Raw genomic sequence first — 16447 nt, forward strand, 5'->3', positions numbered from 1 at the left:
GGGACCCCGTCCTCCCCACCCCTCGCGAGCTCGGGGCGGGCCCGGGGACGGAGCCTTCGGCCGGGACCGGGACGGAGCCGGGGGGCTGCGCTAGCGTCGCGGCCATGAGCGAACCGGCCCGTGTCCGGTGGGAGTACGCCACCATCCCGCTGTTGATCCACAACACCAAGGCGATCCTCGACTCCTGGGGCGTCGACGGCTGGGAGCTGGTGACCGTGCTCCCGGGCCCGGCCGGCGCCGAGCAGCCGGTCGCGTACCTCAAGCGCCCGCTGGGCTGACCGCCGTGACGACGCCGCAGACCCAGAGCTGGCACGCCCGGCTGGCCGAGCTCGGCATCCGGTTGCCCCCGGTGGCCGCACCGGTGGCCGCCTACGTCCCGGCGGTGCGCAGCGGTCAGCTCGTCTACACCTCCGGGCAGCTGCCGTTCGTGGACGGCGGGCTGCGCCGCACCGGCAAGGTCGGCGGCTCGGTCGACCCGGAGGACGCCGCGCACGACGCCAAGCTGTGCGCCCTCAACGCCCTGGCCGCCGTCGACGACCTGGTCGGGCTGGACTCGGTGGCCCGGATCGTCCGCGTGGTCGGCTACGTGGCCAGCGCCGAGGGCTTCACCGGTCAGCCACGGGTGGTCAACGGGGCCAGCGAGCTGCTCGGGCGCATCTTCGGCGACGCCGGCCGGCACGCCCGCAGCGCCGTCGGCGTGGCGGAGCTCCCGCTGGGCGCCCCCGTCGAGGTCGAGCTCACCGTCGAACTGCGATGACGGCGGGCGAGCCGTGGGCGTGGAGGTGACCGAGCCGCGCCAGGCGGCCACCGTCCTGCTGCTGCGGGACGGCACCCCGGGCCTCGAGGTCTACGTGCTGCGGCGCACCCGGGGCATGCCCTTCGCCGGCGGGATGACCGCCTATCCCGGCGGCGGCGTCGACCCGCGGGACACCGACGTCCACACCGCCTGGACCGGCCCGTCCCCGGCGCAGTGGGCGGAGGCGTTCGGCTGCGACGAGCCGACCGCCCGCGAGCTCGTGTGCGCCGCCGTCCGGGAGACGTTCGAGGAGGCCGGCGTCCTGCTCGCCGGGCCGGCCGACGGCTCGGCCGTCGTGCCGGACGTGAGCGGCGACGACTGGGAGGAGCAGCGGCAGGCCCTGCTGACCCGGGAGCTGTCCCTGGCCGAGCTGCTCACCGACCGCGGCCTGGCACTGCGCTCGGACCTGCTGCGCCCGTTCGCGCACTGGATCACCCCGCCGGACGAGCCGCGGCGCTACGACACCAAGTTCTTCGCCGCCGCGCTGCCGGTCGGGCAGGAGGCGCGGCACGTCACGGGGGAGGCGGACGAGGCGAGCTGGCTGACGCCGGCCGCCGCCCTGGCGGAGATGCGCGGTGGCACGCGGCCGATGCTGCCGCCGACCATCCACACCCTCGGCCAGCTCGAGCCCTTCGCCGACGTGGCCGCCGTGCTGGCCGGCTCGCCGCCGGAGCCGCTGCAGCCGATCAGTCCCACCTTCGTGGAGGAGCCCGACGGCCGCTGGGCCGTGCTGCCCGACGGCACGCGGATCCGGATCGTCGTGCCGCTCCCGGCCTGAGCCTGTGCCCTGCGGGTCCTCCTCGCGCTCTGCGGGCACTGCAGCGCCCGCAGACCCCGGAGAACGCCCGCAGAGCGGCCGCTGGGCGCTGCCACGACGCGACGAGGCCCCGCTCCGGTCCCGGAGCGGGGCCTCGTCGCGTCGAGTGCGTCAGCGGGCGCGGCGGCGCAGACGCTCCTCGTCGAGGACGACGACCGACTTGCCCTGCAGCTGGATCCAGCCGCGGTGCACGAAGTCAGCCAGCGCCTTGTTCACCGTCTCGCGCGAGGCGCCGACCAGCTGGGCCAGCTCCTCCTGGGTGAGGTCGTGCTTGACCCGCAGGCCCTCGCCCTCACGGCTGCCGAACCGGTCGGCCATCTGCAGCAGCGCCTTGGCCACCCGGCCGGGGACGTCGGTGAAGATCAGGTCGGCCACGGAGTCGTTGGTCCGTCGCAGCCGGCGGGCCAGCACCCGCAGCAGCTGCTCGCCGATCTCCGGGTGCGCCTCGATCCAGGGGCGGATGACCGACTGCGGCATCCGGGCCAGCTTGACGTCGGTGACCGCGGTCGCCGTCGCGGTGCGCGGGCCCGGGTCGAAGACCGACAGCTCACCGAACTGGTCCGACGGACCCATGACGGCGAGCACGTTCTCGCGGCCGTCGGGGGAGCGGCGGGACAGCTTGATCTTGCCGGACATGACGATGTAGAGGCTGTCGCCCGGCTCGCCCTCGTTGAACACGACTCGGCCTCGCGGCAGCGTGATCGTCTCGAGGCGGCTGATGACCGTTTCCACCGCCTCTTCCGACTGTCCCTGGAAGAGCCCGGACTGGGCCAGCACCTCGTCCACTACGCGTCCTCTCGCACGACCAGTGGGAACGCCGACAACCGGCGCCTCCCGGAGAGCGCGCGCCTGTGGCGCGGCGCTGTCCGCAGTGAGTCTAGGGGGCTGTGCGCGTGGTCACCCGATCGGTGGGAGACCGGGCCACCCCGACGAGGGAGGGGATGGCGGACGACACCGCGGGGCCGACCCGCGTTCTTGCTCGTCCGGGGTCCGCCCTGAGCTCGCGAAGGGTGGGGAGGACGGGTCCTTCCTCAGACGACGGGCGGCTCGGCCTCCTGGATGACGCGCGACGAGCGCCGCCGCCGCCAGCGGGCCATGGCCCGGCGGATGCCGGAGGAGGCGAGGGTGTCGACCTCGCCGGGGCTCGCCGTGGAGAGGAACTCGGCGACCTCACGGGGACCGGTGGGCCGGCGCAGCGGCTCCTCGACCCGCTCCATCACCAGCAGGAACGCGATGAGCAGCGGTGGGAACAGGATGACGATGAGGGCGACCACCGGGTACCTCCTCCGTCCTCGTCGGGGGCGGCGCCGGTCGGCCGGCGCCCGCGCGCACTCCTGTGTACCCCGTCCCGCGGGGCGGAATCCGCGCCCACGGCGGCTGCGATGATGGCACGCCCCCGGGATCGTCAGCTCATCCGCCTACCCTCGACCGCGTGTCCTCGCCCGCCTACGCACGCCCGGTCCCCCCGCACGCGAGGCGCGCCGCCGCCCGCGGCGGAGCGCCGTACGACCCGGAGGAGACGCCGCTGGCGCGCACCCGCCGGGCCCGCCGGATGGCCCGCGAATTGGCGCTGATCCACCCCGACGCGCACTGCGAGCTGGACTTCACCAACCCCTTCGAGCTGCTGGTCGCCACCGTGCTGTCGGCGCAGACCACCGACAAGATGGTCAACCGGGTCACCCCCACCCTGTTCGCCAAGTACCCCGACGCCGTGGCCCTGGCCGGCGCCGACCGCGGCGAGCTGGAGGAGATCCTCAAGCCCACCGGTTTCTTCCGGGCCAAGGCCAACTCGGCCCTCGGCCTGGCGCAGGCGCTGGTCGAGCGGTTCGACGGCGAGGTGCCCGGCCGGATGGGCGACCTCGTCACCCTCCCCGGCGTGGGGCGCAAGACGGCCAACGTCGTCCTCGGCAACGCCTTCGGCGTCCCCGGCCTCACCGTCGACACCCACTTCGGCCGGCTGGTGCGCCGTTTCGGCTGGACGGCGGAGGAGGACCCCGTCAAGGTCGAGACCGAGGTCGCCGAGCTGGTGCCGAAGAAGGAGTGGACCGACTTCAGCCACCGGGTGATCTTCCACGGCCGGCGGGTCTGCCACGCCAAGAAGGCGGCCTGCGGGGCGTGCGGTCTGGCCCGCTGGTGCCCGTCCTACGGCATCGGCCCCACCGATCCGGAGGTCGCGCTGAAGCTGGTCAAGACGCCGGCCGCCTCCGACACCGAATGAGCGTCCGCGGGCGGGTGGTCGCCGGTGCGCTGCTGCTGGCGCTGGCCGGCTGCGGCGCCGAGGCGACGGACGACGGTGCCGCGCCGTCCGCGGCCCCGGCCGTGACGAACACCACCGCGGCGTGCCCGGAGCAGCCCGACGAGCCGGCGTCCGGCGGGAACGTGCTCGCCGACGTGACCGTCGACTGTCTCGGGGGCGGGCAGCTCGCCTTCGGCCGGGCGCAGGGGGTGCCCACCGTGGTGAACCTGTGGGCGAGCTGGTGCGGACCGTGCCGGGAGGAGCTGCCTGTGGTGCAGCAGCTGGCCGACGCGGCCGGCGACCGGCTGCGCGTCGTCGGGCTGGTCAGCCAGGACACGAGCGACAACGGGCGGGCCTTCGCCGCCGACGCGGGGGTCACCATGCCCACCGGCGTCGACGCCGACGGCGACCTCGCCATCGAGCAGGGGCTGCGCGGGCTGCCCTACACCTACTTCCTGCGCGCCGACGGCTCCGTCGCCCACCTGCAGCTGCGCCCGGTGACCTCGCTGGAGGAGCTGGAGGGCCTGGTGGCCGAGCACCTGGGGGTGCAGCTGTGAGCGCGGCGGCCGGCGAGGAGCAGCGCCCCGACGGCCTCCCGGCGTACCTGCACCGGCTGCTGGACACCGGCGCCGACCTGCCGCTGCGCCACCGCATGCCCCGCCCGACCGCGACGGCCCGCCGCTCGGCGGTGCTCATCCTCTTCGGCGAGGGCCCGCGCGGCGCCGACGTCCTGCTCATCGAGAAGTCCGCGCACCTGCGCACGCACGCAGGTCAGCCGGCCTTCCCGGGCGGGGGCGCCGACCCCGGCGACGAGTACCCGGTGGGCACGGCGCTGCGGGAGGCCGAGGAGGAGGCCGGCATCGACCCCGACGGGGTGCGGGTGCTGGCCACCCTGCCCGAGCTGTTCCTCGGCCCGTCGGACAACCTCGTCGTGCCGGTGGTCGGCTGGTGGGAGGACCCGCGCGACGTCAGCGTCGGCGACCCCCGGGAGGTGGCCCGCGTGGCGCGGGTGCCGCTGGCGGAGCTGACCGACCCCGCCAACCGGTTCCGGGCCCGCCACCCCTCCGGCTACGTCGGGCCGGCGTTCGGCGTGGCCGGCATGGTCGTGTGGGGGTTCACGGCGGGGCTGCTCGACGCGATCCTCGAGGCCGCCGGCCTGGCCCGGCCGTGGGACCAGTCCGACGTCCGCGAGCTGCCCGTCCTGGGCGTGCGGCGTCCGCAGCTGCCGGGCACGCTCGACGCCGTCGAGGAGGAGGACGCCGCCGCGCCGACGGTCGCCGACCCCGCGCCCGACGGGCCTCCGACGCGTACGGTTCCCCCGCGATGAACGGGAGAAGGACCTTCTCGGCCCCCACCGGTCGCACGCCCGCGGCGGGCTCCTGCAGGAAGGCCGTCGTGGTCGCCGCCGCAGTGGTCCTGCTGGCCGGGTGTGGCGGCGGCGGATCCGGGAGCCCGGCGGCGACGACGTCGGCCGGGCCCGACCTCGGCACCGTGAGCACCGCCCCGGACGGGGTCCAGGAGGTCACCCTGCAGACGCAGGACGACTACGTGTTCACCCCGGCCACCTTCACCGTCGCGCCCGGGCCGGTCCGGCTGACCGTGGTCAACGTCGCCGAGCAGCTGACGCACAACTTCCGGTTCACCCCGGACGCCGGGGCGGAGCCGATCACACCGGAGATCCCGCTGCTGGCCCCGGGGGAGAGCCGCACCATCGAGTTCACCGTGTCCGTCCCCGGTGAGCACCCCTTCGAGTGCAGCTTCCACACCCAGCTCGGGCAGCTCGGCACGATGACGGTGCAGGGCTGACCCGGGTGTCGATCGTCGACGTCGTCCTCATCGTGCTGGCCCTGTCCTTCGGCTTCTCCGGCTTCCGGCAGGGCGTGATCGTCTCCGCGGCGTCCTTCTTCGGCTTCTTCGGCGGCGCGGTGCTCGGCGCCCAGCTGTCCGGACCGGTGACCGAACGGGTCGACGGCTCACCGGTGACCCGCGTGTTCGCCGCGCTGGTCGTCGTGCTGGCCGGTGCGCTGCTCGGGCAGGTGCTGGCCGGTGCGGTCGGCCGGGCGGTACGCCGGCGGGTCACCTGGGAACCGGCCAAGATGGTCGACTCCGTGGCGGGTGCGGTGCTGTCGGCCGCCGCGGTGCTGCTGGTGGCCTGGATGGTGGCCACCCCGCTGGCCACCGCCCCCTTCCCGGAGGTGGCCGGGCAGGTGCGGCAGTCGGCGCTGGTGCAGGCGGTCGACCGCAGCGTGCCCGACAGCGTCCGGGCGGTGTACGACTCGCTGCGGGAGGCGATCGACCGGCGCGGGCTGCCCGACGTCCTCGACCCGCTCACCCCCACCGACGTCCCCGACGTCCCGGCGCCGGACGAGGCGCTGCGCGGCAGCCCGGTGGTGGCCTCCGTGCAGGGGTCGGTCGTGCAGATCAGCGGTGTCGCGCCGTCCTGCGCGCGGCAGATCGACGGCTCCGGGTTCGTCTTCGCCGACGAGCGGGTGATGACCAACGCCCACGTGCTCGCCGGGGTCACCGACCCGGTGGTCGCCGCCGAGGGCGAGGAGTACGACGCGACGCCGGTGTACATCGACGAGGAGACCGACATCGCCGTCCTCGCCGTCCCGGACCTGCCGCAGGTGCCGCTGACCTTCGCCCCGGCCCCGGTCGAGTCCGGCGCGGACGCGATCATCATGGGCTACCCCGGCGGCGGCGGCCTGTTCGTCGGGCCGGCCCGGGTGCGCGACCGCGGCGAGATCAGCGGCCCGGACTTCCGCAACTCCCAGACGGTCGTCCGCGACGTCTACGCCCTCCGCGGCGAGGTGCGCGCGGGCAACTCCGGCGGCCCGCTGTTCGACTCGCAGGGGCACGTGCTCGGCGTCGTGTTCGCCTCGGCCATCGACGACCCGCTCACCGGCTACGCCCTCACCAACGCGCAGGTCGACGGGGCCCGGCAGGCCGGGCTGACGGCGACCGCGGAGGTGCCCACCGGCGCCTGCGAGTAGTCACCTCGCCCAGTCGACCAGCGCCTGGTTGACCGCCTCGGGCGACTCCTCCTGCGGGAAGTGCCCGACGTCGGGGAGCACCCGCCAGTCGTAGGCGCCGGCGACGTAGCGGCCGGAGCCGAGAGCCGACGACGGCAGTACGCAGGGGTCCAGGCCGCCGTGCAGTTGCAGGGTGGGCGCGGTGACCGGGGCGGCCATGCGGCGGGCGTAGCGCCACCCGTCGGGGCGGACCTGGGAGCGGCCGAACCAGCGGAAGTACTCCATCGAGCCGTAGGCGGCCTGGGGGATGCGGGCCGCCGAGCGGTAGCGCTCCACGGCCTGGGCGAAGTCGGCGGTGGAGGTCCAGTCCGGGCCGGCCCACCGGCGCATCAGCTCGGCGACCGGGTCGTCGTCGGCACGGGTGAGCCGGCGTTCGGGCAGCCGCGGCAGCTGGAATCCGAGGACGTGCCGCAGCGCCCGTCGCTGCGCGGGGTCGGTGAGCGACGCGCGCAGCCGCCGGGGGTGGGCCATCGAGAGCACCACCAGCCGGCGGACGCTGCGGGGGTGCAGGGCGGCCGCCGACCAGGCCACCAGCCCGCCCCAGTCGTGCCCGACGAGGACGGCGTCCCGTTCACCCAGCGCGCGCACGAGCGCGGCGACGTCGGAGGCGGCCGTCGGCAGGTCGTAGCCGCGCGGCGGCTTGTCGCTGCCGCCGTATCCGCGCAGGTCGGGGGCGACGGCGTGGAAGCCGGCGGCGGCCAGGGCGGACAGCTGGGCGCGCCAGGTCCACCAGAACTGCGGGAAGCCGTGCAGGAGCAGCACCAGCGGGCCCTCGCCGGCCTCGGCCACGTGCAGCCGGACGCCGTTGGCGGAGACGTCGCGGTGGGTCCAGGGGCCGGGCAGCAGGACGCTGGTGGCGTCGGGCGGCTCCTCGTCGGCGGTGCTCACCGGGCCGGGCGCCGGGGCGCGCCGGTCAGACGGAGTACTGGTCGCTGCCGCGCAGCTGCACCCGGCCGTTGGTCACGGTCGGCACCTCCCGGCGACGCTCGCCCGGGGCCTCGCGGTGGACGACCTCCGGCAGCTCGCGGAGGGTCTCCAGCGTCCGCTCGGGCTTCTCGATCTTCTTGAGCTGCCCGCGCCCGATCACGGCGGCGATCACGGCGAGCAGCACGAAGAACGCCCAGACGATCAGGTAGGAGATCCAGCGCTGGAGGCCGAGCCAGGTGAGGAACTCAGCGATCGTGATGAAGAGGAAGACCGTGGAGACGGCCAGCAGGACACCGGCCGCGCCGAACGCGCCGGCGCCGATGCCGGCCTTCTTCGCCGACCGCCCCATCTCGGCCTTGGCGAGCTCGATCTCGCTGCGGATCAGCGTCGACATGTCCGCCATGGCGCTCTGCACGAGCACCCCGATGGAGGGGTCCTCCGCGCCGGCGGGCCGGCCCTGGGACGGGGTCGACTGTGCGCTGTGGGCCACGGGGGGCACCTCCTGGACTGGGGCGGACGTCCCCGCGTGCACGCGGGGCTGGGGGAATCGTGCCCCATGATCGCCGGGCGCGCGTCCTCGCGTCCCCCGACCGGGTCGCCGGGGAGGGGGAGCCCCTCCCCGGCGCGGCCCCCTGCAGGGTCCCGCCGCGAGCGTGCGAGCGGTGGGGGCAGGGGGCGCGCCTTGGCTTCTGGCCCCCTGCAGGGTCCCGCCGTGAGCGTGCGAGCGGTGGGGGCAGGGGGCGCGCCTTGGCTTCTGGCCCCCTGCAGGGTCCCGCCGGGAGCGTGCGAGCGGTCGGGGCAGGGGGCGCGCCTTGGCTTCTGGCCCCCTGCAGGGTCCCGCCGGGAGCATGCGAGCGGTGGGGGGCAGGGGGTCCTTTCTCAGTCCTCCGAGGGCGACGCGGGCAGCTTGTCCTTGATCAGGTTCATCACCGACGAGTCGGTGAGCGTGGTGACGTCCCCGAGCTCCCGGTTCTCGGCGACGTCGCGAAGCAGCCGGCGCATGATCTTGCCGGAGCGGGTCTTGGGCAGCTCCTGCACGACCATGATCTGGCGGGGCTTGGCGATCGGGCCGATGTCCTTGGCCACGTGGGTGCGCAGGGTCTGCACCAGGTCGTCGCCGGAGTCCTCCGCGCTGCCGCGCAGGATGACGAAGGCGACGATGCCCTGCCCCGTCGTCGGGTCGCTGGCGCCGACGACCGCCGCCTCGGCCACCGCCGGGTGCGCGACCAGCGAGGACTCGACCTCGGTGGTGGAGATGCGGTGCCCGGAGACGTTCATGACGTCGTCCACCCGGCCCAGCAGCCAGATGTCACCGTCAGCGTCCTTCTTGGCGCCGTCCCCGGCGAAGTAGACGTCCTTGCCGAAGCGCGACCAGTAGGTGTCGACGTAGCGGTCGTCGTCGCCCCAGATGGTGCGCAGCATCGCCGGCCACGGCTCGGTGAGCACCAGCAGGCCGGTGGTGTCGTCGCCGAGCTCGTTGCCCTCGTCGTCGACGACCTTCGCCGAGATGCCCGGGAACGGGGTCTGCGCCGAGCCGGGCTTGAGGTTCGTGACGCCGGGCAGCGGGGTGATCATGTGGGCCCCGGTCTCGGTCTGCCACCAGGTGTCCATGATCGGGCAGCGGCCGCCCCCGATGTGCTCGTGGTACCAGAGCCACGCCTCGGGGTTGATCGGCTCACCGACCGAGCCGAGCACGCGCAGGCTGGTGAGGTCGAAGCCGGCGGGGATGTCCTCGCCCCACTTCATGAACGTGCGGATCACCGTGGGCGCGGTGTACAGGATCGTGACGCCGTACTTCTGGATGAGCTCGAACCAGCGGCCGCGGTGCGGCGTCTCCGGCGTCCCCTCGTACATGACGCTCGTCGCCCGGTTGGCCAGCGGCCCGTAGACGATGTAGCTGTGGCCGGTGACCCAGCCGACGTCGGCGGCGGTCCAGTAGACGTCGGTGTCGGGCTTGAGGTCGAAGGTGGCCCAGTGGGTGTAGGCGACCTGGGTCAGGTAGCCGCCGCTGGTGTGCAGGATCCCCTTGGGCTTCGCCGTCGTCCCCGACGTGTACATGATGTAGAGCGGGTGCTCGGCGTCGAAGGACTCCGGGGTGTGCTCGGCCGACTGCCGCTCGACGACGTCGTGCCACCACAGGTCGCGGCCCTCGGTCCACTCGACGTCCTGCTCCGTGCGCCTGACCACCAGGACGTTGCGCACCGCGCCGCCCCGGCCGACCGCGTCGTCGACCGCGGGCTTGAGGGCGCTGGGGGCGCCGCGGCGGTAGCCGCCGTCGGCGGTGATGACGAGGACGGCGCCGGAGTCGTCGAGCCGGCTGGCCAGCGCGTCGGCGGAGAACCCGCCGAACACCACCATGTGGACGGCGCCGATGCGGGCGCAGGCCAGCATCGCGATCACCGTCTCGGGGATCATCGGCATGTAGATGGCCACCCGGTCGCCGGCCTGGACGCCGAGCTCGACGAGGGCGTTGGCCGCCTTGCAGACCTCGTCCTTCAGCTGGGCGTAGGTGATGGTGCGGGTGTCGCCGGGCTCGCCCTCCCAGTGGTAGGCGACCTGCTCACCGTGGCCGGCCTCGACGTGCCGGTCCACGCAGTTGTAGGCGACGTTGAGCTTGCCGCCGACGAACCACTTCGCGAAGGGCGGGTTGGTCCAGTCGAGGACCTCGTCCCACTTCTGCGTCCAGGTCAGGCGCTCGGCCTGCGTCGCCCAGAACGCCAGCCGGTCCCGCGACGCCTCCTCGTAGACGTCGGGACCCACGTTGGCCTGCGCGGCCAGCGCCTCCGGCGCCGGGAACCGGCGGCCCTCCACCTCGGTCGTCTCGCTCATGCGGCTCCTCCCGGTCTCGGCCGTCGTCCCGGGGACGACGGAACGTGCTCCCCGCCACACCGTATGGCGCCCGGGCGCCCCGCGTCTGCCCCGGATGGCGTGCTCGGGCGAGACTGCCCCGGTGACCGCGGACGCGCAGGTGGAGGTGGCCGCCCGGGTGCCCGGGGCGGCCGCGCTCGGCCTGCTCGTGCCGCCATCGGCCCGCCCGCTGCCCGCCGTCCGGCTGGCCGACCCGGGGTGGACGGCGTCCCGCCTGGCGGAGCTGGGCGAGCGGTACGGCAGCGCGGACCGGCGGGTGCTCGCGACGGTCTGGTGGTACTCCGCGTCGTCGGTGCTGCTGACGCCGTCGCTGGCCGGCCTGCTGACCGGGCGCCCGCTGTCGGCGCGGCTCTCCGACACGACCCTGGCCGAGCTGTCCGGCGGGGTCCTGGTGGCGGCGACCGCGGCGGCCGGGGGAGCCGACCTCGCCGGCGAGCTGCGCGGTTCGCTGGCGGAGGTGGTGGCCGCCGTGGCCGAGGCGGGCCGGATGCGGCCGCGCCCGCTGTGGGCGATCGCCGCCGACTCGCTGGCCGGCCGGCTGCTGGCGCTGGGCCGCGCGCTGGACGACGTCCCGCGGGCCACCGCGCTGGCCGGCGACCTGGCGGCCGCGGTGGGACCGCCGCTGCCGGTGCCGGGCTACGTCGACGTCGAGGGGGTCCGCTTCGTGCGGCGGGTGTCGTGCTGCCTGCTCTACCGGCTGCCCACCCAACCGCTGTGCACCTCCTGCCCGCGGCGGCCGGCGGCGCACCGGGAGGTGCTGCTGGCCGACACCGCGGCGCGGATGCGCTGACCGCTAGCCGCCCAGCCGCTCCTCCACCGCCCGCCGGAGGTCCTCGGTGCCCTCGCCGGTGAGGGCGGACACCGGGACCGCGTCCGGATGGGCCACCTGCAGCGCCGCCACCCACTCCGGCGGGGCGACGTCGACCTTGTTGAGGGCCAGCAGTTCGGGCTTGTCGCGGGCGCCGATCTCGTAGAGCACGCCACGGACCGTCGTCACCTGCGCCATGGCGTCGGGGGCGGAGGCGTCCACGACGTGCAGCACCAGGTCGGCGTCGGTCACCTCCTCCAGCGTGGAGCGGAAGGCGTCGACCAGCTGGTGCGGCAGGTGGCGGACGAAGCCGACGGTGTCGGTGAGGGTGTATTCGCGGCCGCTGGGGGTGCGGGTTCGGCGGACCGTGGGGTCCAGCGTGGCGAACAGCGCGTCCTGGACCAGGACGTCGGCTCCGGCCAGCCGGTTCATCAGCGCGGACTTCCCGGCGTTGGTGTAGCCGGTCAGCGCCACCGCGGGCACCCGGTTCCGGCGGCGCCGCAGCCGGGTGCGCTGGCGGCGCCGGGCGGTCTCCTGCACCTGCCGGCGCAGCAGTGTGATCCGGCGGCGCAGGTGGCGCCGTTGGCTCTCCAGCCGCATCTCGCCGGGTCCGCGGACGCCGGTGCCTGCGCCGCCCGCCGTGCGGCCGCCGCCGATCCGGGACAGCTCCGTGCCGTGCCCGGTGAGCCGGGGCAGCTGGTAGGCCAGCTGGGCCAGCTCGACCTGCGCCTTGCCCTCACTGCTGCGCGCGTGCTGGGCGAAGATGTCGAGGATCAGCGCCGTCCGGTCGACCACGCGCGCGTCCAGCCGTTCCTCGAGGTTGCGGACCTGGGCGGGGGACAGGTCGCCGTCGGCGATCACCAGCGCGGCCTGCTGCTCGCGCACGAGCTCGGCGAGCTCGCCCACCTTGCCGGCGCCCAGGTAGGTCGCCGGGTCGGGCCGGTCGCGGGCCTGGACCATCCGGCTGACGACGGCCACCCCGTCGGTCTCGGCCAGCCGCGCCAGCTCGTCGAGCGGGTCGCCCGAGCCGCCTGCGCCGTCACCGCCGGCCCGCAGGCCGAGGAGGACCGCACGGGGGCTGTCCGCATCACCGTCGGGGGGCGCCTGTGCGCCCAACAGCCACGTCCCTGGCACGTCCGCCTCCCGGGCCCGGGCCGCCGGCCCGGGGTCGGCGCCGGAAGAGGTGGGGCCGTCCTGGCCCGGTGCCCCGCGGGGCGCGCTCCGGCCCCTCCAGCGTCGCCGACGGAGCGCGCCCCTGCCACCCCGCGCTCAGGGCAGGAACAGCATCGTGTCGCCGTACTCGTGCCACAGGTAGCCGCCGTCGACCGCGTGGGCGTATGCGCGGTCGACGAGGTCCCGCCCGGCCACCGCCTCGAGCAGCAGCAGGTGGCTGGCGTCGGGCGCGTGCAGGCCGGTCACCAGGCCGTCGACCACACGCGCCGGGCGGTCGGGGCCCAGGACGAGGTCGGTCCAGCCGGCGGCCGGGCGGGGAACGCCGTCCTCCCCGGTCGCGGACTCCAGCGCGCGGGTGACAGTGGTGCCGACGGCGACCACCCGCTGCCCGGCCGCGCGGGTGCTCTCCACCAGTCGGGCCGTCGCCGGCGGCACCCGGAACCGCTCGGGCGCCGGCGGCTCGTGCAGCTCCGGGCTGGAGACGCCGGCGTGCAGGACCACCGGGGCGACGACGATCCCGCGCGCCACGAGCCGCACGAGCAGCCGCTCGGTGAACGGCCGGCCCGCGCTGGCGTTCTCCGCGCTGCCCGGCTCGGTGGCGTAGACGTTCTGCGTGTCGGACAGGGACGGCGCGGCGGTGAGGTAGCCGTAGCGGATCGGCTGCCCGTGGCGGCGCAGGTGGTCGGCGACCGGGACCGGCGGGTCGGGGCGGGCCCGCCACAGCCGGGAGGCCCGGGCCGGGTCGGGGAAGCCCGCGAGCAGCCGAAGGCGGACGCCGCCGGGCAGGCCCAGCACGGTGCCGGGCTCCACGCCGCGGTCGGGGCCGTCGTTGCCGGGGCGGCGCACCTCGACCACCCAGTCGCCGTCGTCCAGCGTCGTCGAGACGTGCAGCGGGGTGCTGGTGCCGTCGGCCCGCCGGGCGTCCAGGCGGGCGGGCAACGTCGCGGAGGTGTTGACCACGAGCAGGTCGCCGGGCTCCAGGTGCTCGGGCAGGTCGCGGAAGGTGGCGTCGCGCAGCCCGTCGGGGCGGACCACCATCAGCCGGACGCCGTCCCGGGCGAGCCCGCGGTGCTCGGGCGGGGCGGTCGCCTCCCGGCCCATCGCCACCGCGGTCACCGGGTCACCTCCAGCCGGACGGGGAGGTCGGCGGCGCGGTAGCGGCCGCTGGGGAGGTCGCCGTCGACCAGCGTCAGCAGCGCCGGGACGACGGACTCCGGGCCGGGCAGGCCCGTGGCGTCGGGGTCGGCCGCGTGGTGCATGTCGGTGGCCATGTCGCCGGGGTCGACGGCGTACAGGCGCAGGCCGGGGTGCTCGACGGCGAGGACGGCGGTCAGCTGGTCGAGCGCGGCCTTGCTGGCGCCGTACCCGCCCCAGCCCTCGTAGGCCTCGACGGCGGCGTCGCTGCTGATGTCGAGCACCCGCCCGCCGGCCCGCTCGAGCGCCGGCAGCACCGCCTGCAGCAGGGCCAGCGGGGCGACGGTGTTGACCGCCAGCACCCGCTCGAGGGCCGTGGCCGGCAGGTCGGCCAGACGGGGCAGCGGGGTGGGGCCGAGCTCGCTGGCGTTGTTGACCAGCAGGTCCAGGCGGCCGGGGACGGCGGCGGCGAGTGCGGCCCGGTGGCCGGGGTCGGCGACGTCGCCGGCGATCGCCGTGACGAGGTCGGGGCGGGGGAGCGCGGCGACGGTGGCGGCGAGGCGGTGGGGGTCCCGGGCATCGACGACCAGCCGCCACCCGCGCCGGTTCAGGGCCTCGGCGAGGGCAGCGCCGAGGCCGCGGGACGCTCCGGTGACGAGTGCGGTCGGTGTGCTCATGGAGCTACCGTCGGAGTTGAAGTCAACTTGAGGTCAAGGGGTTCGAGCCGGCTCGAGGAGAGGAGCCCGCCGTGGCGGACGAGCTGACCATCGGCGAGGTCGCGCAGCGGTCGGGGGTGGCCGCGTCGGCGCTGCGCTACTACGAGGCGCAGGGCCTGGTCGCGGCGTCCCGGACCGCCGGGGGTGCCCGGCGCTTCCCGCGCAGCGTGCTCCGCCGGCTGGCGTTCATCCGGGCGGCGCAGAACGTCGGGCTGACGCTGCCGGAGATCCGGGCCGCGCTGGCCACCCTGCCCGAGGGGCGGACGCCGTCGGCGCGGGACTGGGCGCGACTGTCGCAGGGTTGGCGGGACCGGCTGGACGAGCAGATCGCCGCGCTGGTCCAGCTGCGGGACGGGCTGGCGTCGTGCATCGGCTGCGGCTGTCTGTCGCTGACCCGGTGCGCGCTGTCCAACCCCGGCGACGTCGCGGGCGGGGAGGGCCCGGGGGCGCGGTGGCTGTCCCCGGCCCTGCGACGGGTGCCGCCCACCTCCAACGCCGGGTGACCACGGGGACCGACGCGGGGTGACGGCCCGCACCACCTCGCCTCCGGCGCGGGGGCGGGAGATGATCGGCGGACCGCCGTCGACGAGGGGAGCGACCCATGCCGGTCATGCCCGCCGCGTTCATCGGCCACGGCAACCCGATGAACGCCCTCGAGGAGAACCGCTACACCCAGGCGTGGCGGGCGTTCGGGCAGTCGGTGCCCCGCCCGCGGGCCATCCTGGTCGTCTCGGCCCACTGGTACGTGCACGCCACCGCCGTCACGGCGATGCCCCGGCCGCGCACGATCCACGACTTCTTCGGCTTCCCCCGCGAGCTGTTCGACGTCAGCTACGAGCCGCCGGGCCTGCCCGAACTGCACGAGGAGATCTCCGACGTCGTCCACCCGACGTGGATCGGCGCCGACCTCGACAGCTGGGGCATCGACCACGGCACCTGGTCGGTGCTGCGGCACGCCTTCCCCGACGCCGACATCCCGGTCGTGCAGCTGTCGATCAACGCGCTCAAGCCGTTCGACTACCACCTGCAGCTGGGCGCCTCCCTGGCCCCGCTGCGGGAGGACGGCGTGCTGGTGATCGGCAGCGGCAACGTCGTCCACAACCTCGGCGGGGTCAGCCGCGCGCTGCCCGACGCCGGGTTCGACTGGGCGCGCCGCTTCGACGAGCAGGCCCGCGAGCTCATGCAGCTCGAGCCCACGGAGGTGGGCAAGCTCGACGGGCACCGCGACTACGACCTCGCCGTCCCGACGCCGGACCACTTCCTGCCGCTGCTCTACGTCGCCGGCGTGGCCGGGGCGACCGGCACGACCGCCGACGTGCTGGTCGACGGCTACGCCTACGGGTCGCTGTCGATGACCGCCTACACCGTGGGCATGACCCCGCCCGTGGTCGACGGCGCCGGTTTCGCCGCGCCGCTGCCCGAGGAGCCACCCGCCGACGGCGCCAACATCTGAGTGGAGGCGACGGTGGGGCCCGACGACGCCAGCCACCACGTCCCCGTGACCTACGACCACTGCGCACACGTCACCGGCCCCTTCTTCCACGGGACGAGGTCCGCGCTCCAGGTCGGCGACGAGCTGGTGCCCGGCCGCGGCTCCAACTTCCATGCGGGGCGGGTGTCGAGCAACGTCTACTTCACCGCGCTCGTGGACACCGCCGTCTGGGGCGCGGAGCTCGCGACGGCGCTGGCCGGGAGCGGGGAGCGGGAACGCATCTACGTCGTGGAGCCACTGGGGCCCTTCGAGGACGACCCGAACGTGACGGACAAGCGGTTCCCGGGTAACCCGACGCAGTCCTACCGCACCCGCCACCCGCTGCGCGTCGTCGGCGAGGTGGAGAGGTGGCAGGGGCACGACCCCGACGTCCTGAAGGGGATGCTCGACCACCTCGCCCTGCTGCGCGAGCAGGGGCTGGACGTCATCGAGGACTGACCCCCGGCCG

The 16447-nt window shown here is 75.3% G+C and carries 20 protein-coding genes; 12 read left to right on the plus strand and 8 right to left on the minus strand.

The window, feature by feature from the left end; genetic code table 11:
- Window positions 1-104 precede the first annotated feature (104 nt).
- From ACI78Q_RS00775 to ACI78Q_RS00785, 3 genes are read left to right on the plus strand one after another with little or no spacing between them, the layout of a single operon-like run.
- The gene (locus tag ACI78Q_RS00775) at window positions 105-278 is read left to right on the plus strand and encodes a hypothetical protein (protein WP_456921386.1); all 174 of its coding nucleotides are present in this window, start codon (window positions 105-107) and stop codon (window positions 276-278) included.
- A 5-nt stretch (window positions 279-283) separates the two neighbouring features.
- Entirely contained in the window at window positions 284-757 is a 474-nt protein-coding gene (locus ACI78Q_RS00780; RefSeq protein WP_456921387.1) for a RidA family protein, read from the plus strand.
- Window positions 758-782: 25 nt separating this feature from the next.
- The gene (locus ACI78Q_RS00785) at window positions 783-1574 is read left to right on the plus strand and encodes an NUDIX hydrolase (protein ID WP_456921389.1); all 792 of its coding nucleotides are present in this window, start codon (window positions 783-785) and stop codon (window positions 1572-1574) included.
- A gap of 150 nt (window positions 1575-1724) precedes the next feature.
- Here the strand turns inward: ACI78Q_RS00785 and ACI78Q_RS00790 are convergent, their stop codons facing one another.
- On the minus strand, window positions 1725-2399 hold the full coding sequence (locus ACI78Q_RS00790; protein WP_456848801.1) for a Crp/Fnr family transcriptional regulator: 675 nt from the start codon (window positions 2397-2399) through the stop codon (window positions 1725-1727).
- A gap of 245 nt (window positions 2400-2644) precedes the next feature.
- Window positions 2645-2887 carry a hypothetical protein gene (locus ACI78Q_RS00795; protein WP_456921390.1) on the minus strand — a complete coding sequence of 81 codons (243 nt, stop codon included), beginning with the start codon at window positions 2885-2887 and terminating at the stop codon, window positions 2645-2647.
- Window positions 2888-3045: 158 nt separating this feature from the next.
- Between ACI78Q_RS00795 and nth the strand changes: the two genes are divergently transcribed.
- From nth to ACI78Q_RS00820, 5 genes are all read left to right on the plus strand, one after another.
- On the plus strand, window positions 3046-3831 hold the full coding sequence (gene nth / locus ACI78Q_RS00800) for an endonuclease III (protein WP_456921391.1): 786 nt from the start codon (window positions 3046-3048) through the stop codon (window positions 3829-3831).
- Complete coding sequence (locus tag ACI78Q_RS00805) at window positions 3828-4406, plus strand: TlpA family protein disulfide reductase (RefSeq protein WP_456921393.1); 579 nt, start codon at window positions 3828-3830, stop codon at window positions 4404-4406. The genes nth and ACI78Q_RS00805 overlap by 4 nt, the downstream gene beginning before the upstream one ends.
- Window positions 4403-5176 (plus strand): NUDIX hydrolase, encoded by a 774-nt coding sequence (locus tag ACI78Q_RS00810; RefSeq protein WP_456921394.1) that lies wholly within the window; start codon window positions 4403-4405, stop codon window positions 5174-5176. The genes ACI78Q_RS00805 and ACI78Q_RS00810 overlap by 4 nt, the downstream gene beginning before the upstream one ends.
- A 68-nt stretch (window positions 5177-5244) precedes the next feature.
- Window positions 5245-5655 (plus strand): plastocyanin/azurin family copper-binding protein, encoded by a 411-nt coding sequence (locus ACI78Q_RS00815; RefSeq protein WP_456921395.1) that lies wholly within the window; start codon window positions 5245-5247, stop codon window positions 5653-5655.
- Window positions 5656-5660: 5 nt separating this feature from the next.
- Window positions 5661-6842, plus strand: a complete 1182-nt coding sequence (locus tag ACI78Q_RS00820; RefSeq protein ID WP_456921396.1) for a MarP family serine protease — start codon at window positions 5661-5663, stop codon at window positions 6840-6842.
- On the opposite strand, the gene ACI78Q_RS00825 is transcribed toward ACI78Q_RS00820, so the two are convergent.
- From ACI78Q_RS00825 to acs, 3 genes are all read right to left on the minus strand, one after another.
- Window positions 6843-7769, minus strand: a complete 927-nt coding sequence (locus ACI78Q_RS00825; protein ID WP_456921398.1) for an alpha/beta fold hydrolase — start codon at window positions 7767-7769, stop codon at window positions 6843-6845. It lies immediately after the preceding gene.
- Window positions 7770-7794: 25 nt separating this feature from the next.
- On the minus strand, window positions 7795-8298 hold the full coding sequence (locus tag ACI78Q_RS00830) for a phage holin family protein (protein WP_456921399.1): 504 nt from the start codon (window positions 8296-8298) through the stop codon (window positions 7795-7797).
- 389 nt (window positions 8299-8687) lie between these two features.
- The gene (acs, locus tag ACI78Q_RS00835; protein ID WP_456921401.1) at window positions 8688-10637 is read right to left on the minus strand and encodes an acetate--CoA ligase; all 1950 of its coding nucleotides are present in this window, start codon (window positions 10635-10637) and stop codon (window positions 8688-8690) included.
- Between the two features lie 121 nt (window positions 10638-10758).
- Between acs and ACI78Q_RS00840 the strand changes: the two genes are divergently transcribed.
- Complete coding sequence (locus ACI78Q_RS00840; protein ID WP_456921403.1) at window positions 10759-11466, plus strand: (2Fe-2S)-binding protein; 708 nt, start codon at window positions 10759-10761, stop codon at window positions 11464-11466.
- A 3-nt stretch (window positions 11467-11469) separates the two neighbouring features.
- Here the strand turns inward: ACI78Q_RS00840 and hflX are convergent, their stop codons facing one another.
- The 3 genes from hflX to ACI78Q_RS00855 all read right to left on the minus strand — a co-directional run bounded on the left by hflX (window position 11470) and on the right by ACI78Q_RS00855 (window position 14468).
- On the minus strand, window positions 11470-12600 hold the full coding sequence (hflX, locus tag ACI78Q_RS00845) for a GTPase HflX (RefSeq protein ID WP_456921404.1): 1131 nt from the start codon (window positions 12598-12600) through the stop codon (window positions 11470-11472).
- Between the two features lie 153 nt (window positions 12601-12753).
- A complete protein-coding gene (locus ACI78Q_RS00850; RefSeq protein WP_456921405.1) occupies window positions 12754-13773 on the minus strand; it encodes an S-adenosylmethionine:tRNA ribosyltransferase-isomerase in 1020 nt (339 codons plus the stop codon).
- Window positions 13770-14468, minus strand: coding sequence for an SDR family NAD(P)-dependent oxidoreductase (locus tag ACI78Q_RS00855; RefSeq protein WP_456921406.1), 699 nt, complete (start codon window positions 14466-14468; stop codon window positions 13770-13772). Before ACI78Q_RS00855 ends, ACI78Q_RS00850 begins: the two co-directional genes overlap by 4 nt.
- Before the next feature lie 71 nt (window positions 14469-14539).
- Here ACI78Q_RS00855 and soxR point away from each other — a divergent pair, with 71 nt between their 5' ends.
- From soxR to arr, 3 genes are all read left to right on the plus strand, one after another.
- Entirely contained in the window at window positions 14540-15010 is a 471-nt protein-coding gene (soxR, locus tag ACI78Q_RS00860) for a redox-sensitive transcriptional activator SoxR (protein WP_456921407.1), read from the plus strand.
- A gap of 98 nt (window positions 15011-15108) precedes the next feature.
- The gene (gene ygiD / locus ACI78Q_RS00865) at window positions 15109-15960 is read left to right on the plus strand and encodes a 4,5-DOPA-extradiol-dioxygenase (RefSeq protein ID WP_456921408.1); all 852 of its coding nucleotides are present in this window, start codon (window positions 15109-15111) and stop codon (window positions 15958-15960) included.
- Between the two features lie 45 nt (window positions 15961-16005).
- On the plus strand, window positions 16006-16437 hold the full coding sequence (arr, locus tag ACI78Q_RS00870) for an NAD(+)--rifampin ADP-ribosyltransferase (RefSeq protein WP_456921521.1): 432 nt from the start codon (window positions 16006-16008) through the stop codon (window positions 16435-16437).
- Window positions 16438-16447: the final 10 nt, after the last annotated feature.

This window comes from Geodermatophilus sp. SYSU D00705 (genome assembly GCF_054050135.1).